The 22,701-nt window shown below is 27.8% G+C and carries 21 protein-coding genes, 1 tRNA gene, 2 pseudogenes and 2 riboswitches; of the genes and pseudogenes, 21 read left to right on the forward strand and 3 right to left on the reverse strand.

Going from position 1 to position 22,701, the window contains the following annotated elements; all coding sequences use genetic code 11:
- Positions 1-54: 54 nt before the first annotated feature.
- The 3 genes and pseudogenes from KEC93_RS11725 to KEC93_RS11735 all read left to right on the forward strand — a co-directional run bounded on the left by KEC93_RS11725 (position 55) and on the right by KEC93_RS11735 (position 3,000).
- A pseudogene (locus KEC93_RS11725) lies at positions 55-298 on the forward strand (hypothetical protein).
- A 135-nt stretch (positions 299-433) separates the two neighbouring features.
- Positions 434-715, forward strand: a complete 282-nt coding sequence (locus KEC93_RS11730; RefSeq protein ID WP_077869669.1) for a hypothetical protein — start codon at positions 434-436, stop codon at positions 713-715.
- 608 nt (positions 716-1,323) lie between these two features.
- The gene (locus tag KEC93_RS11735; RefSeq protein WP_077869668.1) at positions 1,324-3,000 is read left to right on the forward strand and encodes a ribonuclease J; all 1,677 of its coding nucleotides are present in this window, start codon (positions 1,324-1,326) and stop codon (positions 2,998-3,000) included.
- A 116-nt stretch (positions 3,001-3,116) separates the two neighbouring features.
- Positions 3,117-3,181, forward strand: a riboswitch (Fluoride riboswitch).
- A gap of 416 nt (positions 3,182-3,597) precedes the next feature.
- Here the strand turns inward: KEC93_RS11735 and KEC93_RS11740 are convergent.
- Positions 3,598-4,170 (reverse strand): sigma-70 family RNA polymerase sigma factor, encoded by a 573-nt coding sequence (locus KEC93_RS11740; RefSeq protein WP_077869666.1) that lies wholly within the window; start codon positions 4,168-4,170, stop codon positions 3,598-3,600.
- Between the two features lie 259 nt (positions 4,171-4,429).
- Between KEC93_RS11740 and KEC93_RS11745 the strand changes: the two are divergent.
- From KEC93_RS11745 to KEC93_RS11825, 17 genes and pseudogenes are all read left to right on the forward strand, one after another.
- Positions 4,430-4,558 (forward strand): annotated as a pseudogene (locus tag KEC93_RS11745) (N-acetylmuramoyl-L-alanine amidase); the annotation flags it as partial.
- Positions 4,559-5,175: 617 nt separating this feature from the next.
- Positions 5,176-5,340 (forward strand): hypothetical protein, encoded by a 165-nt coding sequence (locus tag KEC93_RS11750; protein WP_171781071.1) that lies wholly within the window; start codon positions 5,176-5,178, stop codon positions 5,338-5,340.
- 250 nt (positions 5,341-5,590) lie between these two features.
- Positions 5,591-6,073, forward strand: a complete 483-nt coding sequence (locus KEC93_RS11755; protein WP_077869665.1) for a TIR domain-containing protein — start codon at positions 5,591-5,593, stop codon at positions 6,071-6,073.
- A gap of 9 nt (positions 6,074-6,082) precedes the next feature.
- The gene (locus KEC93_RS11760) at positions 6,083-6,694 is read left to right on the forward strand and encodes an Nmad2 family putative nucleotide modification protein (RefSeq protein ID WP_077869664.1); all 612 of its coding nucleotides are present in this window, start codon (positions 6,083-6,085) and stop codon (positions 6,692-6,694) included.
- Between the two features lie 6 nt (positions 6,695-6,700).
- Positions 6,701-8,557, forward strand: a complete 1,857-nt coding sequence (locus KEC93_RS11765; protein ID WP_077869663.1) for a toll/interleukin-1 receptor domain-containing protein — start codon at positions 6,701-6,703, stop codon at positions 8,555-8,557.
- Positions 8,550-9,176, forward strand: a complete 627-nt coding sequence (locus KEC93_RS11770) for a dTMP kinase (protein WP_171781070.1) — start codon at positions 8,550-8,552, stop codon at positions 9,174-9,176. Before KEC93_RS11765 ends, KEC93_RS11770 begins: the two co-directional genes overlap by 8 nt.
- A complete protein-coding gene (locus KEC93_RS11775; RefSeq protein ID WP_077869661.1) occupies positions 9,173-10,165 on the forward strand; it encodes a nucleotide kinase domain-containing protein in 993 nt (330 codons plus the stop codon). The genes KEC93_RS11770 and KEC93_RS11775 overlap by 4 nt, the downstream gene beginning before the upstream one ends.
- Entirely contained in the window at positions 10,166-11,167 is a 1,002-nt protein-coding gene (locus KEC93_RS11780; protein WP_077869660.1) for a thymidylate synthase, read from the forward strand.
- Between the two features lie 234 nt (positions 11,168-11,401).
- On the forward strand, positions 11,402-11,662 hold the full coding sequence (locus KEC93_RS26500) for a TIR domain-containing protein (protein ID WP_238892970.1): 261 nt from the start codon (positions 11,402-11,404) through the stop codon (positions 11,660-11,662).
- A gap of 430 nt (positions 11,663-12,092) precedes the next feature.
- Entirely contained in the window at positions 12,093-13,229 is a 1,137-nt protein-coding gene (locus KEC93_RS11790) for a hypothetical protein (RefSeq protein WP_077868863.1), read from the forward strand.
- 171 nt (positions 13,230-13,400) lie between these two features.
- Positions 13,401-13,901 carry a TIR domain-containing protein gene (locus KEC93_RS11795; RefSeq protein WP_077868862.1) on the forward strand — a complete coding sequence of 167 codons (501 nt, stop codon included), beginning with the start codon at positions 13,401-13,403 and terminating at the stop codon, positions 13,899-13,901.
- Between the two features lie 63 nt (positions 13,902-13,964).
- Positions 13,965-14,429: a hypothetical protein gene (locus KEC93_RS11800; RefSeq protein ID WP_077868861.1), complete on the forward strand. Its 465-nt coding sequence runs from the start codon at positions 13,965-13,967 to the stop codon at positions 14,427-14,429.
- 357 nt (positions 14,430-14,786) lie between these two features.
- A complete protein-coding gene (locus KEC93_RS11805; RefSeq protein WP_077868860.1) occupies positions 14,787-15,233 on the forward strand; it encodes a hypothetical protein in 447 nt (148 codons plus the stop codon).
- A 55-nt stretch (positions 15,234-15,288) separates the two neighbouring features.
- Positions 15,289-16,365, forward strand: coding sequence for a toll/interleukin-1 receptor domain-containing protein (locus KEC93_RS11810; RefSeq protein WP_077868859.1), 1,077 nt, complete (start codon positions 15,289-15,291; stop codon positions 16,363-16,365).
- A 59-nt stretch (positions 16,366-16,424) separates the two neighbouring features.
- A complete protein-coding gene (locus tag KEC93_RS11815; protein ID WP_077868858.1) occupies positions 16,425-17,033 on the forward strand; it encodes a TIR domain-containing protein in 609 nt (202 codons plus the stop codon).
- The gene (locus KEC93_RS11820) at positions 16,993-18,924 is read left to right on the forward strand and encodes an SLOG domain-containing protein (protein WP_176132357.1); all 1,932 of its coding nucleotides are present in this window, start codon (positions 16,993-16,995) and stop codon (positions 18,922-18,924) included. Before KEC93_RS11815 ends, KEC93_RS11820 begins: the two co-directional genes overlap by 41 nt.
- Positions 18,925-19,488: 564 nt before the next feature.
- The gene (locus KEC93_RS11825) at positions 19,489-20,214 is read left to right on the forward strand and encodes a toll/interleukin-1 receptor domain-containing protein (protein ID WP_077868856.1); all 726 of its coding nucleotides are present in this window, start codon (positions 19,489-19,491) and stop codon (positions 20,212-20,214) included.
- 433 nt (positions 20,215-20,647) lie between these two features.
- Here KEC93_RS11825 and KEC93_RS11830 read toward each other — a convergent pair.
- Positions 20,648-20,722 (reverse strand) — tRNA-Glu (locus tag KEC93_RS11830).
- A 563-nt stretch (positions 20,723-21,285) separates the two neighbouring features.
- Entirely contained in the window at positions 21,286-21,654 is a 369-nt protein-coding gene (locus KEC93_RS11835) for a hypothetical protein (RefSeq protein ID WP_077868855.1), read from the reverse strand.
- A gap of 358 nt (positions 21,655-22,012) precedes the next feature.
- Between KEC93_RS11835 and KEC93_RS11840 the strand changes: the two genes are divergently transcribed.
- A complete protein-coding gene (locus tag KEC93_RS11840) occupies positions 22,013-22,264 on the forward strand; it encodes a phage holin family protein (protein WP_012058524.1) in 252 nt (83 codons plus the stop codon).
- A 160-nt stretch (positions 22,265-22,424) separates the two neighbouring features.
- Positions 22,425-22,680, forward strand: a riboswitch (cobalamin riboswitch).
- Positions 22,681-22,701 lie beyond the last annotated feature (21 nt).

Consider the following 22,701-nt stretch of genomic DNA (forward strand, 5'->3'; position numbering starts at 1 on the left):
TAGCAGCTCATAAATTTTAAAGCTGTAAATAAATTATTGGAGTGTGTTGTAAAAATGATTAGAGATGAAATTAAACTTAATTCAGAAGAAGGAGAGATTTTTGATAAAAAAGCAGATTGCTCTTGCTATTAGAAATTCTACTTTTAATGATGAACTTGGATGTTCTTTATTAGATGATGGTATATTGGATAAATGCCAAGGATGTAGCTTGAAATATATTTGTGATGGAATAGATCAGCTTGCTGATAGTTATGTAGAGAAAACTACAGAGGTTGTTAACAATTTTAGTTTTGAATAAGAAATAAAAGAAATTAAAGATTTTAGAAGTGAATCACTTCATTTAAAAAAGAGAAAGGCTGGAGAGCTTTCATTTCAAGTAAACGGAAAAGATATTCCAGTAGTATATCCAATTAGTCCGTTTCTATTTAAAGAAGTGAAGAGTTGGAAGGATAGAGTTTTAAGCGGGGTACCTCAGTTAATAATTCCATTTACAGCGGATCAGCCATTCAGGGCACATAGATTGTTTTCAAAAGGGTATTCAGTAGGTACTTTAAAAGAGAAAAATCTAGAATCAGTTGATTTAATAAAGGTATTTAAGGACATGGAAAATAAAGAATATATAAGAAATGCTAAAGAAATCAAAAATATTATTGAGTCTGAAAAAGGATTAGAAAATGCGGTGAAATATATAGAAAAAGTGTATAAATCATTTTGAAATAGAGATAAAATCTTTAATATTAAAGATGAATAAGTAAACCTTATTCATCTTAGATTCAGATTAGAATTGAATGATAGCATAAATATAAATTGACTATATAGGAATATTAATGATAATATTTAGTAAGAAGTGTAAAGTTCGTTATAATTTAATAATAAAAAAAGATGAATGAATATAAGTTATTAAATTTGTATTTATTCAAGTTTTTTTATGATAATCAAAATATTACATAAAAATATTAAGGCGCAGATACTGTAAGATGTTTTTAATCTTTGCAAAATTAATTATTATTAATTAAATGCTTAGACAAAATAACTTTTATAAAAGTTAAAGCTTTTAACAGTATATATTGCTCTTCGGAATTATGAAAAATTTATAACATAAAAAATTAATATCAATAAATTTAATGATAATTAAGTTCTATTTTTGTACTCAAAAGTTCATTGTATCTTTGCGTATACAAGCTTCATCTTGAAGGAATATTGTGCCACTTAAGTGGACAGATTCTTCTAAGATACAAGTAAGTGAAGTTGTATTTCTATTAGAAGAACTTCAATTGAATCTTAGAATATATTTATGCACTTAGTTACAAGTTAGGAGATAAAATGATAAATAAAAGCAAAATAAAAAGCAAAGTAAAGATTATACCTCTAGGAGGGTTAGGGGAAATAGGAAAAAATTTAACTGTCTTTGAATATGAAGATGAGATAGTAATTATAGATTGTGGAATGTCGTTTCCGGATGAAGAACTTCTTGGAATCGACCTTGTACTTCCTGATATAACGTATTTACTAAGAAATAAGGATAAGATAAAGGGATTTTTTATAACTCATGGACATGAAGATCATATAGGTGGATTACCTTATGTTTTGAAGCAAATTAATGTTCCTATTTATGCTACAAAGTTAACTTTAGGATTAATTGAAAGTAAATTAGAAGAGCATAATATTCTTAGTGATTGCACATTAAATATGGTTAAACCAGGTGATATAATAGAAACAGGCAATTTCAATATTGAATTTATTAGAACAAATCATAGTATAGCAGATAGTGTGTCAATTGCTTTGCATACACCTATAGGAATAATTGTTCATACTGGTGATTTTAAAATTGACTTTACTCCAATTGATGGAGAAATTATAGATTTGCAAAGATATGCACAGCTCGGAAAAAAAGGAGTACTGCTTTTAATGGCTGATAGTACTAATGCTACTCGTTCAGGTTATACAATGTCGGAAAAGACTGTAGGTGAAACTTTAAATAATCTATTTATTAAGGCAGATGGAAGAGTAATAGTAGCTACTTTCGCATCAAGTATTCATAGAGTGCAGCAGATTGCTAATGCTTCTATAAAAAATGGTAGGAAGATTGCATTTAGTGGAAGAAGTATGGAAAAAATATCTGAAGTTGCTATGTCACTAGGATATTTATTTATACCAGAAGAAATGATAATAGATTTAAATGACGTTAAAAAATATCCAGATAATAAAGTTACAATAATCACGACTGGAAGCCAAGGTGAGCCAATGGCAGCACTTACAAGAATAGCAGCAGGCAATCATAGGAGTATTCAACTAGAAAAGGGAGATACGGTTATCATATCATCAACACCAATACCAGGTAATAAAAAGGCTGTATCGTGTGTTGTGGATGATTTAACAGAAAAAGGTGCTAAGGTAATATACGAAGCAATAGAGGATATACATGTTTCAGGCCATGCTTGTGAGCAAGAGCTTAGATTAATTCATGCACTTTTAAAACCTAAATTCTTTGTACCTGTACATGGTGAATATAGGCATTTATTAAGTCATTCTAAAATTGCAGAAAATATGGGTATGGATAAATCAAATATTTTTATATTAGAAATAGGAGATGTATTAGAATTAGCTAGAAATAAAGCAGAAATAACTAACAAGGTACCAGCAGGTAGGGTTCTTATAGATGGCTTAGGTGTAGGTGATATAGGAAATATTGTACTTCGAGATAGAAAGAATTTAGCAAAGGATGGTATTATAACAGTAGTTATTGCTATAAATAAAGAAAGTAAAACCGTAATATCTGGTCCAGATATAATTACAAGAGGCTTTGTATATGTTAGAGATTCAGAAGAGCTAATGAGAGAGATTAGAAGAATAGTTTCTAAGAGTGTAGAAAGATGCCTGGATAATGATGTAACTGGGTGGTCAGAAATTAAGAGTGCCATAAGAAGAGAAGTAAATACTTATGTATATACAAAAATGAAAAGAAAACCTATGGTTTTGCCAGTAATTACTGAAATATAAAGCGTTGAATAAAATAAAGAGAAGGAAAAAATATTACGAAATTAGATTGATATAAGTTGAAATATATTAGAATTTAAGGTACAACTAAATAAAATTATAATGTATTGAGAATATAAAAGTTCATAGGTGATGAAGTTCGCCTTTAAATATCTTGTTTGAGATTGATGACTCCTACTATAGTAAAATATAGTAGGAGTCTATTTATTTTTATTTTAGGAGGGATTAATTTGCTAGGAGTTACATTAACCTCAACTTTTTCTAGTTTACGCTTATTAAGATTAGCCTTTATAAGTGTTGAATCAAAATACAGATTTTTTACACTCATAAGTCCTTTTTTCAATTGCGTAAAATACTATATTATATTGCATAAATATAGAAAACTAAAGACTGCTAACACTTTATCAGCAGTCTGAAGCCCTAAAGGACTTGGACAATTAAAATATATTTATAATGGAATAGATAAAGTTGCTGATAGTTATGTAGAAAAAACTACATAGGTTGTTAACAATTTTAGTTTTGAATAGGTAAATGAAATATTTGTATTATATAAAGATAACAGCTCCAAGGATTAACCTTAGAGATGTTAGATGTTTCTCTTTAATAATACAATGAAATATTATTAAGGATTTTCATTAAAATGTTTTTCTTTTTTTGAATAGCAGTAGAGTAACACATATTTTTAAAATAAGCATATTCCTTTACAGTGTAATTTTTGTAGAATACAAAATCTATAAGTTCAAGTTCCTCTCCACCTAAATTCTTAAGGGCTAATTTTAAATCTTCATAATCACACATTTCACATAATGAAGTTTCAGTTGAGATTTCTTCTGAAGGAAGATTACTTTCAAAATTATCATGTAGACTTAATGCATCATTACCTTCAGTAGATCTTCTAGTTTTAATTCTTTTGATTAAATCACTCATATTATTTTTAATGGCATTAGTAGCATAGGCAACGAATCTATGCTTTTCTAAATTGTACATGTAAACAGATTTAAAAAGTGATTGGTAACACTCCTGCATAATATCATGTGCGTTATATCCATCAATGAAAGTTCTTTTAGAAATATTATAAATTAAAGTCCTAAATTCTTCAGCTAATTTTTCTTTTGCTTCTTCATCATTATTTTTGCACTTGGTAACTAAAACTTCAATATAATTAAAATCCATATAAACCTCCATCTTCAATATAAGAGTTGTGAATTAAAGTGATTATTTTACATATATTGTGTTTTGCATTAAATTTACATCTATATATGGCTAGATTACATATAACTTATATAGGAGTATAAAAATAAATTAGATTTATGTTGTTACTTATGCTTTTAATACTGAAGCTCTTGCTTGCAGCATAGAACTGTTGTTTTTAAAGGCGTATAACTCATATTAAAAAGTAAAAAAATTAGAGATTATGGAGGAGATATGGAAAATGATTAATTTTATAATAGCTGTAGGTCATACTGCGAGTGGTAATGTTGGATGTGGAGTTATTGATAGGTTGGATGAGAGTAATTGTATAAGAGAAATTGGAACTCTAATTGCAGAGCATTTTAATGAGTTTTTTAGATTAACATAGCTGGATTATTAATATCTCTTAATTTTTCTGGGTATCTCGTGTCAAAATCGCTTACTTATAGTTAAGAAAAATATTAATCCAAGAAATTGAGAGAAAAATATATGAGTTTTATCAAAAATTTGATTATAAAGAACTAGAGCAAAGTAATGTTGGTAATTCAATAATTGAACTGGTTTTCAATGTTTACAAAACATATAAGGATGACTATAACGAGTTATCAAAATGCTTAGCTGATGAGGATATAAATTTTGATAACTTGAAAAAAGACAAATTTGATAATCCACATGTAAAAAGCAAGTGAGTTTGAATACTACATTAATAAAATTAATACAACGCTTTTATAGTGTCGAATAAAAGTAAAAATGCCCTTTGAAAATCAAGCAAATAAGGAAATAAGAATTAATTTTTCCATTTTATATCAACAAATACAATAAAATGTGGTAAAATGTAGTAAAAGAAAATTACAATATTAGGTTAGTATAATAAAAAGTAGAGTTGTAAAAAAGTATGATTTTTAGTCGTAAAATATTAATTTCTTCGTGATAAGAGGGGAAGGAAGAGTAATGAATTTATTGATTCTTTAGATAAAGAAAAAATGGTTGCAAATAGGTCAACAATACTTAAAGACGGCTATATCTTTAGAAATGTCAAAGGGTAAGATATATAGATTTGAAGATTTCACTGGAAGTGGAATTTCAGACTCACCTGCTGAATTTGAAATTTTAGATACTGAAACTAATATTGAAATAAATATAGTAATTTAGTAGTTGGCGTGGAAAATGAAGTGTTGTGTTTGTATATATTTTTCAAAAGCTTTCTTAATTCATTTGAAAAAACTAGAAACTTGTTCTTTAGTGTTGACTTCTGCGCACTTACTTCGGATATATGGATTTGAAAATATTATTCATTAGTGCAACAGTAGTTGGAACAGTAGATTATGGAATCGGTCATGAGAGCAGTAATAACTAAAAGTAATCTTGGAAAATGCAATTAATATTTATAGGAGGGACAAAAATGGCAGATGAAATAAAAAATATTTTTGTGTCACATCAACATAATGATGCAGACAAAATTGAGTCATTTAAGAAATTAATAGGTAAACATGGGATTGATATGAGAGACAGTTCTATTTATGAAAATAAACTAAAAAACAATGCAACTAATGAGCAGTATATCAAACAAGAATTGATAAAACCGCAAATGAAATGGGCAGGAACAGTAGTTGTACTGATAGGTAAAGATACAGCTAAAAGTGATTATGTGAATTGGGAAATAAAGACAGCTGCAGAAATGGGAAAAAGAATTGTAGGAGTGTATTTACAAGGAGCAAAAGAGGAAGATATTCCTGTAGAATTAATTGAAAATGGAAATAACTTAGTCGGATGGAATGGTGAAAAAATTGTAGATGCGATAAATGGAGAAGATTTTGAATGGGAAAATCCTGATGGTAGCCCTAGAAGTAACAATCCAATGGATTTACCGAGATATCAGTGTTGAGGTGCATATATGAAATATTATTCTTATGTTATTCCTAGAGACTATGGCTTTGCACCAAATCCTTATTTTGGATATTGTACATTGGCAACATGTAAGCCAAGAATTCGGAAGAGTGCCCGAGTAGGAGATTGGATTGCTGCATATGGAGGTGCTAGGACAGAAGTGCACAAAAAATTAGTTGTACTAATGAATGTAGATGAGATTTTAACGTTTGATCAATACTGGAATGATAAGAGATTTGTAAAAAAGAGACCAGTATTTAATCGATCTATATCTTGTATGTACGGAGATAATATATATCATCATATTGGCGAAAAGTGGACACAAGAACTTTCACATCATAGTATGGCAGATGGTAGCATTAATTATTTAAATTTAAATCGTGATACTCAAGCAGATAGAGTTCTAGTTGCGACACAGTTTTATTATTTTGGGAATAATGCTATTGAAATTCCAAAAGAATTTGGAGTGTTAATTGGTAGTGGGCGTAATCACAAGAGCTTTCGTGATGAAAAAATAATTCATAAATTTATAAATTTCATGAATGAAAATTTTGAAACGGGAATACATGGGGTTCCTTATAGCAGGAAAAGTGGGCAGTTTGCACATTATAGGGGGTAAATTATTATGAGGATGATTTTTTGTAAGCCAGAGTTGACCATGAGAAATTTAGAATCAGCAGGTATTTTTTATTCAGAATGCAAGGAGATATTAGATACTTATGTGGCTAATAAATTATATATTTCATCTGTTTTTCAGATCAATCAATTGTTGACAGAAGAACCAGACAAAAATGATATTTTGATATTTTTCAATTCAGAGAATGGTATTTATGATGAAGGAATTAGTAAACTAGTTAACAAATATTATGACGCTCAAAGTAGAATATGGCCAATCGCAATGGAAAATAATGCAGAATGTAGATGTCCACCAAGTCCGGTATCAGCTAAACAAAGTTTTGATGTCTATTGTCGAAATGAAAATAGAAATCCAATGAAGAATAATATGAAGGCAATTGCTCAAATTTTTGCAAGAAAAATTATTTCACAGACACTTTCACCACTGTATAGAGATGAGGTTCTATATTTTATTAGTCATAGAAGAATTGACGGAGAGAATATTGCAGCAAAGCTAGCAGATGAATTGAAAAGTTTAACAAGAGAAAGAAATGTTTATCGTGACGTTGTTAATGTAGAAGTTGGAAATGATGCACAAGAAGATATTGATAAAAACTTGGAATTAAGTGATGTGGTGATTTTTTTGCAGACAAAAGAATCACAATATTCTTCATACATAATGAAAGAACTATGCTACGCAATTATTAATGATATTCCGATTCTATGGATTCAAATTGATAATGCTCCATATTCTGAAATGGGAATTCGTCCAGGTGAAGCTCCAGTACTAAGTTACTCTAGTGAAGAATTTTTTGATAGAGAGAGGCTATTAGAAATAGTTGATGAGATTGAGGTGAAGTGCTTTCAGTTAATGATGAATACATCAAATCAAGTATTCTCTTATATCGAATACTTTAATGACATGAGTAACTCAAACAAAATAAAATTAGTAAGTGATAAGTCATCAATTCTTGCATATCAGGTTCAGTATAAGGAGAAAACAAGAGACTTGTACGATTTGGGAATAAGGAATCATTATGTTCAATGTTTTGGAAGAAATCCCAAGCCTCAAGATATTCAGCAATTTAGGGAAAAGGTTATAAAAGAAAAAATATATGAAAACCATGATAGGTTATTTCTATTATCTAATCATGGAAGACGTGACAAGCAAATAGGTGATGCAAAATTATCAGAAGAAAATTTTGATGATTATTTAATGAATATTGAAAATGTTAGTGGAGGTAAGAGGCGCAGGCTAGAGAAGAGAATTATCTTATCAGGAGCATTTCCGGATTATGACGAAATATATAAAAATTCGTTATTAGAAGCAGTTGTAGTCTATTCAAGAGAAATAATTAAGCGTGGATATATATTGGTTTTTGGAGCGCATCCCACATTTCAAAAGCTTATTTTTGATATTGGAAAAGTATATGCATCAGATATCAAATACTCTATTGAAATGCATATGGACAAAGCTTATTTAGGAGCTTATAATCTCGAAGAACTTCAAGAAAAATGTACACTGGTGTTATCTGATGGATTACAAGAAATGCGGGAAACTATGATTTGTAAAGAAAAAAGTGAAATGCTAATTTGTCTTGGAGGAAAAGTTAAAGAAGATAAAACACAACAGGGTGTTGACATTGAAGTAGAATTAGCTAAATCAGTGGGCATACCAGTTGCACTGGTTGGAACCGTTGGTGGACGTTCAAGCGAGTATGCCTTTGAAATGATTACAGAGAGTAATTGGGATGAATTAAATTCTTGGGATACATCACTAAATGAAAGTTTGTTTTACAATGTTAATCATAGAGTAATGGTAAAACGTTTATTAGATTCTATAGAAGGAGAGAATGAGATTGAATGAAGATAACGTCAATGCTTTGCGCTCGAGGATATACGTTTTTGAAGGAATTGATAATGTTGGAAAGACAACAATTATTAAAGAATTGAAAGGAAGACTGTGCAAAGAAATGGGCTATGAATGTGAAATAGTTGCGTTCCCAGGAAATGAAGAAAGAACATTAGGTGCGTTTGTTTATGATATACATCATAATGAGAAAAAGTATATTGATTACTCCATTAATGATGCTAGTTTACAACTATTGCATGTTGCTTCACACATAGATTTAATTCAACGAAAGTTAATGGAAGAATATAGCACTTCAAAAATTATTATGATGGATCGCTTTTGGTGGTCTACGTACGCATATGGATTATCTGGAGGATTAAAAAGTAACGTTGTTAGTGCTATTTTAGCTCCAGAATTGATATATTGGGAAAAAATTAACGTCAATAAAATATTTTTAATAGAACGTAAGGATCGTGAAAAGGATTATGAAGCTGATAAGGATATTCAGATTATGCAAAAATATAGAGATCTTGCAAGAAAAGATCCAAAGTGCCAAATAATAAATAACGACGGAAGTTTGGAAGAAACGACAAACATGATATTTAACGAGATTATGGGAGAATCGTCTTTATGAAGTTAGAAGATTTTAAGCCGACACTAGTATATGACACATACTGGAAGTTTGCAGAAAAACGCCAAGAAGTATTTTTTAATAGAATACAAAATAAGCCTTTTCCTTGGACAGATGACAAAATAATTCAGAAGTATAAGTTTACCAATGTCTATAGAGCTTGCGACCGAGTAAGTCAATATTTAATAAAAAATGTGATCTATTGTAATAATCTATATTCTCCTAAAGATCAATGTTTTAGAATTTTATTTTTTAAGCTATTTAATAAAATCGATACGTGGGAGTACATGGAAAATGCTTTGGGAGAGATTTCATATCGTTCTTATTCTTATGAAAGATATAATGAATTATTAACGCAAAAGATTAATAATGATGAAAGGATTTATTCTGCTGCTTATATAATGCCATCGGGGAAAAGTTGTTTTGGGTTTGATAAAAAACATCAAAATAATCTGAAACTGTTGGAGTATATGATGGAGTCTGGATTGTCTAGTATGATAGCAGAAAGCAAGAGTTTACAAGAATTATATCTAAGATTGCTTAATTATCCTACATTGGGAATATTTTTAGCATTCCAATTTGCCATTGATATTAACTATAGCGAATTATGCGATTTTGATGAAATGTCCTTCGTTGTAGCTGGACCTGGTGCAAAAAATGGAATTAATAAATGTTTTAGAGATTTGAATGGGCACAAATACGAAGATATCATTAAGTACGTAGCAGAACAACAAGAAATGGAATTTGAAAAAAGAGGATTAAAGTTCAATACATTGTATGGTAGAAAGTTACAATTAATAGACTGTCAGAATTTATTTTGTGAAACAGATAAATATGCTAGAATTGCTCATCCTGATATTGGTACAACAAACGGAAGAAAAAGAATAAAACAACAATATGTTAATCGTGATATGGAAAGTATTGAATACTTTTACCCGCCTAAGTGGGGAATAAATAATCGCATTAGTATTTATAGAAATGGAGAATTGTAAATGGCTGATTTTATTTCTGGAAAAACTGCAAATGAAGTATGGGAAAAAGCTATAAAGTTATTGCAGAAACAAGAGTATTCTCTGAGTGGAAGAACAGGTGATGTTTTTGAATTATTGCATACTTTTATTTCAATTGAAGAACCGCAACAAAAATGGATCTATAACCGTATTCCTCCAATTAGCATCGGATATGCTTTGGCTGAATTAGTATGGATTATTAATGGAGAAGAAAGGTCCGATATTATTAATATGTGGAATCCAAGTTTGGAAAAGTATGCTGGTAGAGGTGATGTTTATCATGGTGCCTATGGGAAGCGGATAAGATCACACTTCGGTTTTGATCAGATAGAAAAGGCATACGAAGCATTACAAAGCATTCCAGAAAGCCGGCAGGTAGTGATACAAATTTACGACACTAAGGTTGATTTTCCAATAGAAAAAGGAATACCGCAAGACGAAGATATTCCATGTAATATATGTTCATTATTAAAAGTCAGAAATGGAAAGCTGGAATGGTCTCAAATAATGCGTAGTAATGACGTTCTATTAGGAATGCCTTATAATTTTATTCAATTTACTGGATTACAAGAAATTTTAGCTGGATGGCTCGAGCTAGATTTGGGTTCATATAATCATTATAGTGACAGTTTACATTTATATGCTCGTGATATTGATAAAATCGGAATTGGACAAGAAACGGAAATTAGGAATAATGATAGCTTGTCTTTGAGGAGGAATGAATCTGAAAGATTATTTCAAGAGATATTTCATAGAATGAAAGGACTCTGTTCAAAAAATATTACAGAAAAAGAAATTTATTCTCTGGCAAAAATTGATTCGGGTTATATTGCTTATGATAATATTATGCTTATTATTGGAGCATACATATCACAAAAAAATAAAAATAATGATTTGACAAAAAATCTTATTGGGTCATGTACAAATAATTCATATGTTGCAATGTGGGAGCGCTGGGTTAGTAGAACATTTGAAAAAGTCTAGAATATTCTGATTTGAATAAAGTTGGAGGTGATTATTGATGGCACGTAGTGTGTTTTACAGTTTTTGCTATAGTGATGATACTAACAGAACAATGGTTGTAAGAAACAGATAGGTAACGCACGGTGAACAGGTGATTTCTGGAATTATTGATAAAGCTGAGTTTGAAAAACTTAAACGAACAGGTGATAAAGCTATATATATAGCTGGATTTATAAGTAGTTAGAAGGTACTAGTGTGACGGTTGTACTTTTAGGAACGAATACATTGAAAAGACCATTTGTTCAATATGAGATATGTGAAAGTATTAAACGAGGAAACGCTGTGATCAGTGTTCATGTGCATAATATTAAGGATATTCTAACAGGTCAAATTTCACTAAAATACAATATACATACTGTAATTGGACAATATAATGACAACTCGCCTACATATTTTGATAACCACAATGATGGAGTTTATGACTATAAGATTGATAATGGCTATGAAAATTTATGACAATGGGTTGAAAGTGCTGCAAAGAGAGAGGGAAAGTAGATTCAAAAGGGGATGATATGTTTACAAGGTACAATTTGGTAATAGATAAATAGGATAAAAATATTGATTTTTTACAATATACTAAAAAAGGTGAAGACCATTTAAATTTAATTGAAGCAGATATTTTTATATTACATTGATGAAAATCTAGCAAATGGAATTACAGGTTGGTTAAATGAGAAGTTTGGAAGAAAAAATTTATATTAAAAAGACTACATCAGAAAGTTGATTTTACTTTTTTGTTAATTTAAGATAGATGAAATCTAACATTATATAATATATTAATGTGAATAGAGGAAGTTCTATGAATATTTGATATTTATAATAAATCATAGACATGAAATTGTTAGAAATTAAATTGTAATTAGATAAAAATAAGGAGAAGAGAGTTATGTTTTCAGGATTTAATTTAATGCTTAATGAAAAAGATTTTGAATGTTTTTCAAAAAGTTTCGATTATTATAAAAATATTGGTGAAAAACATCTTAATGAGAAAAAAGTTTCACTTGAGAATGAAATAGAAAAATATATTAATAATAGTGATGATATAATTAAAGGGACGGAACTACAAAAAGATTGGTTTCCTTTAATTGAAGAAGTAGATATTTTTATTTCTCATTCACATACAGATAAGGAATTAGCCGTTGCTTTTGCTGGATATATATATATAACATATGGTCTTATGTGTTTTATTGATTCTTGCGTCTGGGGTTATGCTGATAATCTGTTAGAAAAATTAAATAGTATATATAGTGATAAAAAAGAAAATTTTGATGGAGCTGTATATAATCATAACAAATGTAATATAGTATCACAACATGTAAACACAATGCTATCTATAGCATTACATAATATGATTGACAAGACAGAGGCTGTTATGTTATTAAATACTGAAAATTCAATTAGTAAGTCAGGAAATATAAATGACATCAAAACATATTCACCATGGTTATATACCGAAATAAATTGTACTGATATTGTTAGAAAAAAGCCGTTAATAACTTATCGTGATTATAAGAATATAAACAAAAAAGCTAGTCTAAATGAATCTAAATTTTTTAGTTTGATAACAATTGCATATGATATTACCTTAAATCATCTAGTAGATATGGATATTAAATCAATTAAAAGATGGGAAGAAAGATATAAAAAAAATGATACATATGATAAATATCCATTGGATGCATTATATGAGGACACCCATAAAAATGCACTTGATGCTGCAATATCAAGTCATGAAAATGGATCTGCTAGCATAATAAAAGAATATTTTAAAGATAAATCTAATAGTAGAATAAAGAAGTATGATAAAAATGGCTGTGATAGAGAACTAGAAGAACATTGTGAAAGTAATGGAAAGATAAGTTTTGACGAAATTATGAATGATGGATTTACTAGAATAATGAGTGAAACTAATAGATGCAAAAGCTGTAAATATTATTACTGTGAAAAATGCTGTTGCTATTATGATGATGAGTGTCAATGTTTTCAAGAGATTTCAGCAGATTCTTCTTGTGATCTGGAATAAAAGCTATTCAAAAATAAATATTTCAAATAAAAGGACAAGTTGATTTATTTGTAAAAACAGAAGGTTTTCATATAGGATAAACAAATCAAGAACTTAGGACTTATATAATTTAAGTATTCAAAAAGGTTATATAATATATGGATAAAATAATAATTAAAAGGAAGTGTGAACATGGCTAAACGACAAGTATTTTTCAGTTTTGAGTACAATAAAGATTGTTGGAGAGCAAGTGAAGTTAGAAACATGGGAAAAGTTGATAATAGTTCTACTTTTTCAGATAATGATTGGGAAGAAGTAAAAGAAAAAACAGATAAAAAAATTAAAGAGTGGATAGATTCACAAATGGCAAAAAGATCGTGCTTAGTTGTTTTGATTGGAGAAACTACCTCTGGACGTAAGTGGATTAATTATGAAATTAACAAGGCTTATGAGTTAAACAAGGGAATTGTAGGTATACACATACATAAATTGAAAGATAATAACGGAAATCAAACAAATAAGGGAAATAATCCATTTTATAATATTTATATTGGATCTAATAATGAACGTTTATCAAAATTTATTACTTGCTTTGATTCAATTTATGAAACAAGCAAATATGTATATGATGATATAAAAGAAAATATAGAACAATTAATAGAAGATGCGATTAATAATAAAGATAATTATTAATTATTATAGAAAATAAAAATAACTATTTTATACTGTCTATAAAAAAATAGGAGATAGAAATATATGAATAATACATTTGGAGAAATAACAGAATCAAGTTTGCATAAAGAAATTGATTTAATAGAAAATATTATAGAACGAATGGCAGATAATGCATTTAAGGCACGAGGTTGGTATGTAACTTTATTAGTAGCTTTGGTTTCCTTAACTAAGGACAACCTACCATTTGCAATAGGATGTGTTCCAATTATATCTATCCCATTCTGGGGACTAACCGCATTCTTTTTATGTACAGAAAGAAACTATAGAAAAGTGTATGATTATATAATTAGCTTAAGGCAAAAGGGAGACTATAGTAATATGTATAGACTCAATTTGGATTTGTATAAAGGAGATTTGGAATATGAAAAAATATATAATAATTTATTAAGACCTACTATTTGGCCATTTTATTTACTGCCAATTATTGCGGCAGTTATATTTATTTTTTTAAATTATCCTCTATTTTATCCATATATATTTAAATAATATTATTCAAAATATCTATAGGTAAGGATGTAATAAATATTTTCAAAATTTAATTTTAATATTAATACCAATATTTTTTGATTTAGAAGAGTGTGAAAATTGTATTAGTTGCCATAGGAATTTAATTAGCGATTTCATAGAAAAATATTTAGATGCGGAAGGAATAATTGATATTTCTAAACTATAAGAAGATTGGTTTAATAATGATGATTTAAATGCAGACATTTTTCTATCTCATTCACATAAAGATAGAGATTTAGCAATAGCTTGCAGGTTGGCTAGGAGAAAAGTTTAAACTTAAATCTTTTATAGATTCATGTGTTTGGGGTGATAGTAATAAATTATTAAATATAATAGATGAAAAATATAGTAGAAGAGACAAAAAATATTGCAGGTTATTATAATTATGAAAAAACTTTAATTTCGTCAAGTCATGCACATATGGTATTAGCAAATGCTTTAATGAAGATGATTAATAAAACAGAATGTTTTATATTTTTAAATACAGATAATTTAATTATAAGCACCAAGGAAGAAATGACAAAATTAGATGATGAAAAAACATATTCTCCTTGGATTTATTTAGAGATAAATACTATCAATTTGATAGGGGGAACTTTACCTAAAAGATATAAGAAGATTGAAAAAAATACAGAACATTTTATAAATGAGTCAGTAAAAAGTAAGTTTCTGGCTGATATACATAAGTTAAAATATGCAGATAATAATGTTTTAATTGATTGGAAATATAGATGTGAACAAAATAAAAAATCACACCGATTAGATTTATTATACAGATTATAAAATTGCTTAATAAGTAAGTTGTGGAAGTTATTAAGATAGTAGGAGTTAAATATTTATGTTTAAAATATTAAATTTTTTAAGAAATAGAAAGCATACAATATCTATTTCTTATGGAGATGCTAAAAAATTTGAAGCAGATCAGATTTATCATTTTTTTAAAGATAATGATGTTGAATTGATCAAAGATGATATTAGCGTAAAATATAGTGAAAGTTATGAAGGCTTTATGGAAAAGGTTTCAAATAGTAACCATATTATAATGATTCTTAGTCAGGAATTTTTTCATTCTCGTCATTGTATGTATGAAGCGATTTTGTCAATAGCTAGAGAAGATTATGATAAACGAATTATACCTATAGTTACAATAAAAGAAGATATTGAATCTGCAGCAGTGCGACAAAGATTACTTGTTTATTGGAAGGATAAACTTAGTGAATTACAAAGTTTTTATAATAAAAATAAAGAAGAACATCAGATGGGTGAAATTTACAAGGAGATTGATTTATACAATAATATAATTAATAATTTAGATAATATATTAAAAAAATTAGGGATGATAAAGGGGTATAATTTATATGAGAGTAATATGGAATTAAATAAGGTTTGTAATAATATTTATTATCAAATATTCAAAAAAGAACCAAGGGTAAAAGAATTACGAAAAGTGGAACAATTTATAAGGAATAATGAATATGAAGTCTTCAATATAAGTAATGATGTTCTTAGAATGCAGATGACATTATTTATTGAAGACTTAAAAAAAAGTAGTTCACTTGAAATTAGCTTATATCCAGAATATCCTTATGGAGAAAAGGAATATTCATATATAAGGCATAAAATAACAGAGGGTTATTTTGGTCCTTCATTATATTTGACTATATATGATATTAATAATAGAGAAATTGTTCTAGGAATAAATGATATACAATCTGTTGAAGTAAATAATTCATTTTTTAGTGATGGGCATTTTAAATATTATATAACAATAGTAGATAGAGAAAAACGTAAAGTCTATGAAGAACAGATGATGTTACCAGAGAAGATTAGAGATAATGAAATAATTCTTAAAGGTTACGAGTTAAATTATAGAGTTATTTTAAAATACATTGAAAAAAATGCTTTTGAATATTAATTTGCTTTATTAAGAAATAGTACATAAATTTATTAAAATTGTTGAAAGGTGATAGTATTGTGGCGCATAAAACATTTATTTCATATAAATATAGTGAAGCGAAAAACTTAAGAGATGATATTATTGAAGCAATGGGAGATGATGCTGTTTATTATAAAGGAGAAACAAGTGATTCTCCTGATTTAACTGATACATCAACAGAGAATATTAAGAAGAATTTAAAAGATATGATGTTTGGTACAACTGTAACAATCGTAATTCTTACTCCAAATATGAAAAAAAGTAAATGGATAGATTGGGAAATAGAATATACATTAAAACGTATTACAAGAAATGGAAAGAGATCTCAAACAAATGGAATTGTAGGTGTTATTAAAAAAGATAATGGGGGATATAGTTGGTTTAAAACCGAAAGTGAAAACTGTCATGGAACGTCAACTATTTCTTATAATAGTAATAAGGTATTTTCTATAATTTTCAAAAATCATTTTAATTCAAAACCATCAATATGGCATTGTGATGAGTGTAAAACATATGATTATATGAATGGCTCATATATTACATATGTAGAGGAAGAAACATTCTTAAAAAATATTGATGAATATATTAATAATGCTTTTGATAAAAGTGAAAAAGAAAGTAATTATGATATTACACGAACTAAATAAAGTAATTAGGAGTATTATAGACGATGAAGATATATATATGCAGTCAAGGTTAACATTAGATGATACAAGAGAAGCGACTGAATTCTATGACTATGTTGTAAAAATAGCAAAAGAGTATTCAGATATTTCAGAAATATCAAATGAAGGCAGATTATCCGAAGTAATTTGTAATGTGAAAGAGGCAATTTTATTGATATATTTTAATAATTCAACTCAAATATATATGCCTAAAATGGAAAAATTATTTCGGTTAGCCAAAGAAAATCAATCTAAAATTTGGCCTATAGCATTAACAAAGGATTCAAGGATACCACCAAAGATTATAGAAAGTTATCAAAGTTTTGATGTTGTTTCAAGATTAGAAAATAGATTATTGTCAAAAGATAATATTAAAACTGTTGCTCAGATTTTTGTAAGACAAGTTATTTCGGAATGTAAACCAACATTTTATACTGAAAATAAATTATTATTTGTAAGTCATAAAAGATTAGACGGAGAAGATATAGCGGCGAAATTATGTGATAAAATAAATTTATTAGGAAAGAGCAAAAAAACATTTCGTGATGTTGTAGAAGTAAGAGTAGGAGAACCAGCCCAAGATACAATTGACTCAGCTTTGTTACAAAGCGATGTTTTAATTTTTTTGCATACGCCAAAGTCAGTAAGAGCAAAATGGATTGAAAAAGAAATTAAGAGTGCATTAATTTATGATATTCCAATTCTTTGGATAAGGATAGATAATGCTGATACAAAAGGACTAGAAGTAATACCAGGGGATAAAGCTCATTTGGAATATGATAGTAAAGATTTTGATGATGGAATTAAATTAGAAAAGATTGTTGATGAAGTTGAAAACTTGTGTTTTGAGATTATAATGAATCGTTCCCGATTAATTTATGATTATGTTAATGATTTTGAATATTGGGCTCAAGAAAATAATGTATCATTTGTAAATGTTGATAAAGAATATCAAATATATAAAATTACATATAATAGTAATAAGAATGGTTTGTATCCAAGACGTGATTATATTCAATATATACAATATTATGGTAGAACAGTAAAGGAGAGTGATAAAGAATATTTTAATAATTTTTTATCTAAAGAATATCAGAAGTGTGGAGATGAGAAATATGACTCGGCAGTCTTACTTTCAAGTAGATTAAATTTGAATGAAATTGGGAATACTATATTTGAAAATGGTTTTGAAAATCATAGTTTTATGTGGAAAAGAGAGGTGAATAATAAAGTGGTAAAAAAATCCAAAAAAATTGTGATTTCTGGTGCATTCCCTGAAAGTGATGAAGAATTATTCAAGCAACCTCTTATGGAAGCTGTTAAAATTTTTTCACAAGAAATAATAAAAAATGGATATACACTAATTTTTGGTGCACACCCTACATTTCAAAAAATAATTTTTACTGTTGCTGAAGAGTTTTGTGATGATCCACAGCAATCAGTATCAATGTATATTTCTAAATGGTTTAAAGATAGTTATAATATAAGTGAAATAAATAAATATGCCACTGTAAATGAGATAGATGCTGAAACAGAACAAAATGAAAGTTTAACCAAAATGAGAGAAGAAATGCTTTCTGAAAATAATATATGTGCTTTAATATGTATTGGTGGAAAGATAAAAAAAGATAGCCCTGATGAACAAGGTGTTGATGAAGAAATTAAATTAGCTAGAAAGTCAAACATTGATACATTTTTAGTTGGTTCAGTAGGAGGGCGTTCTTCTGAAAAATCACATGAACTAAAAAAGACAGATAAATGGACTGAAATTAATTATGCATCAGCAGCTCTTAATGAAGAATTTTTATATAATATGGATTATAGAAGTTTATCGAAAAAATTATTTAAATATATAGAGAGTAAGGAGAGATAATTTATGCAGATAAATTTTAGGTGGGCTTGAAATAAATAATAGTTATAAAGTTAATATTAAAATTTTAACTGATAACATAAGATAGAATAATAAAATTAAATATATGTGTTTAATTAATAAAAAAGACCATAGAGCGAGTACTAAATATATAGGGCAAGTTCTTATGGTATTTTTTGTTTTAACAAATAGGGTTAAGAAAAGTAAGATCTATTTTTAAAACCAATATTATGAAGTACGTATAATATCATCACAACTACCAGTATACTTTGAAAAACAATTTCAGATTTAATATTTTTGTTTTTACTTGAGTTTATTACATTGTTTTGTATAATGATATATATATAGGAATAAAATTGTAATTTATGTATTCTTAATAGATATTAAGAAATAAATATTAGATAATGAAAGAAGGAAAGTATATGTTTGTAGGCTTTAATTTAGACCTATCACAAAAAAGATAATTATGGAAATAAAATTATAGATTTTGATAAGTATCAAAAATTAGGAGAAAATCATCTAGATCAGCAAAAAGCGAATTGTAAAAATGCATTACAAGATTATATAATGAACGGTACAACAGATGGAACTAAACTACAAGAGGATTGGTTTCCACAAGTAGATTCAGATATTTTTATTTCACACTCACATAAGGATATAAAATTAGCACAAGGACTAGCTGGGTGGTTAAATCAAAAATTTGGGTTGAAATGTTTTATTGATGCAAATATCTGGGGATATGCAGATGAACTTTTGGAAATGATTAATTCAAAGTATAGTGATAAACGTGAAGATGGAAATGATGGTTATTTATATAACCATACAAAATGTAATACTGCATCAAAACATGTTAATGTGATGTTGTCAATTGCATTACAAAAAATGATAGATAAAACAGAAGCAATTTTTGTTCTTAATACTGATAACTTTATACAAAAATATGGTGAAGTTTATAAAACTGGAACATATTCTCCTTGGATATATACAGAAATTGTTTGTACGGAATTAATAAGAAAAAAGCCATTATCAGAATATAGAAAACAATTTTTATATGAATTTGCACACCAACAAGATGATATACATAAAAGTTATAATGAAAGTGAATATTCTGCAGTTTATAAAGTATCAATAGATCATTTAAAAGATATCAATATGCAGACATTATTTGATTGGGAAAAAAATAATACTATGGATAAATATAAATTAGATAAACTATATTTAATTACTCATCCTGAGCAAATGAAAAAAATTAAAAATTTTTATGAAAATAAGTCATCTGTATTGATTGGTTAATAGTCTATTTAAAGTAAATTGAATAAGAGTACAAGTTATGATAAAAATAGAAATTGATTTACTGCAATCGTGCATTAAAGGTTGATAAAAATGATTGATAGCATTACTTACTATAGTTATTGTATTCATATCACAAATTTTTTATATTAAGATATAATGTATAATTATCAAGTAACTCGTAAGCTCCTGACAACTATCTCAAAAGTCCGAAATTTGCAGGTACTCAGAATAAATTCAACGTCCCATTATTTATATAATTAGAATTAAAACATCTATAGAAATATAGGTGTTTTTTAATTTTAGTTAGAATAAAATTGCGAAACAGGACCTAAAAACACAAATTTAAAATATGAATTTATCAATAAAAAACTATGGTGTAAAATAATAAAAACATCAAGATTTTAAATACTTAAAACCTTGATGTTTTCTAACTTGGTGACCCATAGGAGAATCGAACTCCTGATTTCACCGTGAGAGGGTGGCGTCTTAACCGCTTGACCAATGGGCCTCACAACAAATATTATTTTACACTCATTTATCTATTATGTCAACAACTTTTTTGAATATATCCGTAAAAAAGGAAAGAGTTAGAGAAGAGTGCTTAAAATGTAAAAATGATTTGTTACATTTTATACAAATCATAATTTTCTAAATATTTAAAAAACATACTTGTTTTTCGCTGAAAATCTGTTAAACTATTATATAGTTAGTAATTTAAATAGAGGTGTATATTGTAAAATATACTCATCGCTCCTCTTGTATGATTTTTTGATCATACGGAATTACGACTCCTTTTTAATATTTTGTGGGATATCCATTGAGATTTTATTGTTTATGAACAGTTTAATTTTGATGGGTATTATTTTTTATGATAAATTACTATATTTTATAATAAATTTACATTTAAAGCTTAAGTAAACCAAATGTTCAAATAATACTAGAATGTAGAAGAGCAATTGAAATTTATGTTAACTAATAAGTTTAAAAGCAAAAAGAGGATTGTCAAAATAAAATTTGATAATCCTCTTTTTTAATTTATACTACAATTTTAAGTTATATTACTTGAAACTATTATTTTGAAATCCACTCTAATACAGCAGGATTTGCGCATGCTGAAGTTTCAGCATCAATCTTTGTTACAAAAATAATATCTCCTCCATTAGCAACAGAGCTTACTTCATCAAATATTTCTTTTGCAGATAATGTATCTGTTTTTACAAAGAATCCTTCAGGCATAAATTGAGCCCATGAACCTAAAGATTTAATTTTTCCTGGTATATTAGTGCCACTGTGTACATGTTCATGAGAATGATCTTCTCCGCATCCACAGCTATCACCATGTTCATGAGAATGATCTTCTCCACATCCACAATCATCACCATGTTCGTGATGATGGCCATGAGTATCGCTTAAAAAATATGTAATCATATATGCTGACATTATTATATCAATCCCTTCTAGCTTTTTTTATTTATATTAGGTTAACAAGTTATATTTAAATTATACAGTAATATTGATGGTTGTAAATTATTTCTTTGAAAATGTTAAATGTGGTGAGTATTTCAGTAAGTGGAATAGTTGACTTTTATTTAAATATAATTATTAGTGGGGTACTTGCAAAAAATAGATATTAATTCTATTTTTATAGCAATTAGTGAAGTGAAAATTTGATATGAATTTTATTAATATAGAAACAAAACTTGACATAACGCATATAACATAATAAAGCAGAATATTATATCATATTTAAAATTATTTTAAGTTAGAGAAATTTTTTAGTTAAAGGAGGGACAAGTATATGGATTTTGCACAGTATATAACACAAAATGCTCTGATTTTGATTCCTGCTCTATATATTGTTGGTATGGTAATAAAAAATACAGAAAAAATTAACGATAAATATATTCCGATGATATTATTATTCCTAGGAATATTAGGGGCTGTTGGAATCATGGGCCCTAGCGTAGAATCAGTAATTCAAGGCATACTGGTAACGGGAGCTACAGTCTATACTAATCAACTAATAAAACAAAGCTGTAAGAAAGAATGAGGATTTTAATTTACCAGTAAAGATTTAATGAGTACAATTTTATGGTTACCTTATTATATTAAAATTATTTTGAGGTTTATTGCTGACAAGCAGATACTGTCAACAATAAACCTCATTTTTAGTTGAATAAAATACAATAGTCCTATATAATTTAAAATACAATAAGAAATGATTTTTAGGTTCATATAAGGTTAAGTGTATATGATTAAAAGGGAAAGTGGTTAAAATCCACTACAGCCCCCGCTACTGTGATGGAAGACTAATCTCTAAAGTATATAATAAAAGTGCTCATCATTAATTAAGAATTAGCTGCTTTTAAATAGTATACTAAAAAATCCACTGAGAAATTTTCTTGGGAAGGAAGAGAATTAGGATGAGGCCAAAGTCAGGAGACCTGCCTAGGAGTTTATAAAAATGCTATTCTTCGGAGGGAAGAA

Origin of the sequence: Clostridium beijerinckii (assembly GCF_018223745.1) — a bacterium.
GTDB lineage: Bacteria > Bacillota > Clostridia > Clostridiales > Clostridiaceae > Clostridium > Clostridium beijerinckii.

What these genes read in the sequence shown, in the direction of transcription:
- KEC93_RS11735 (WP_077869668.1), top strand. Translation starts at nt 1,324, where the DNA reads ATGATAAATAAAAGCAAAATAAAAAGCAAAGTAAAGATTATACCTCTA.
- KEC93_RS11740 (WP_077869666.1), bottom strand. Translation starts at nt 4,170, where the DNA reads ATGGATTTTAATTATATTGAAGTTTTAGTTACCAAGTGCAAAAATAAT.
- KEC93_RS11755 (WP_077869665.1), top strand. Translation starts at nt 5,591, where the DNA reads ATGGCAGATGAAATAAAAAATATTTTTGTGTCACATCAACATAATGAT.
- KEC93_RS11760 (WP_077869664.1), top strand. Translation starts at nt 6,083, where the DNA reads ATGAAATATTATTCTTATGTTATTCCTAGAGACTATGGCTTTGCACCA.
- KEC93_RS11765 (WP_077869663.1), top strand. Translation starts at nt 6,701, where the DNA reads ATGAGGATGATTTTTTGTAAGCCAGAGTTGACCATGAGAAATTTAGAA.
- KEC93_RS11775 (WP_077869661.1), top strand. Translation starts at nt 9,173, where the DNA reads ATGAAGTTAGAAGATTTTAAGCCGACACTAGTATATGACACATACTGG.
- KEC93_RS11780 (WP_077869660.1), top strand. Translation starts at nt 10,166, where the DNA reads ATGGCTGATTTTATTTCTGGAAAAACTGCAAATGAAGTATGGGAAAAA.
- KEC93_RS11790 (WP_077868863.1), top strand. Translation starts at nt 12,093, where the DNA reads ATGTTTTCAGGATTTAATTTAATGCTTAATGAAAAAGATTTTGAATGT.
- KEC93_RS11795 (WP_077868862.1), top strand. Translation starts at nt 13,401, where the DNA reads ATGGCTAAACGACAAGTATTTTTCAGTTTTGAGTACAATAAAGATTGT.
- KEC93_RS11800 (WP_077868861.1), top strand. Translation starts at nt 13,965, where the DNA reads ATGAATAATACATTTGGAGAAATAACAGAATCAAGTTTGCATAAAGAA.
- KEC93_RS11805 (WP_077868860.1), top strand. Translation starts at nt 14,787, where the DNA reads ATGAAAAATATAGTAGAAGAGACAAAAAATATTGCAGGTTATTATAAT.
- KEC93_RS11810 (WP_077868859.1), top strand. Translation starts at nt 15,289, where the DNA reads ATGTTTAAAATATTAAATTTTTTAAGAAATAGAAAGCATACAATATCT.
- KEC93_RS11825 (WP_077868856.1), top strand. Translation starts at nt 19,489, where the DNA reads ATGAACGGTACAACAGATGGAACTAAACTACAAGAGGATTGGTTTCCA.
- KEC93_RS11835 (WP_077868855.1), bottom strand. Translation starts at nt 21,654, where the DNA reads ATGTCAGCATATATGATTACATATTTTTTAAGCGATACTCATGGCCAT.
- KEC93_RS11840 (WP_012058524.1), top strand. Translation starts at nt 22,013, where the DNA reads ATGGATTTTGCACAGTATATAACACAAAATGCTCTGATTTTGATTCCT.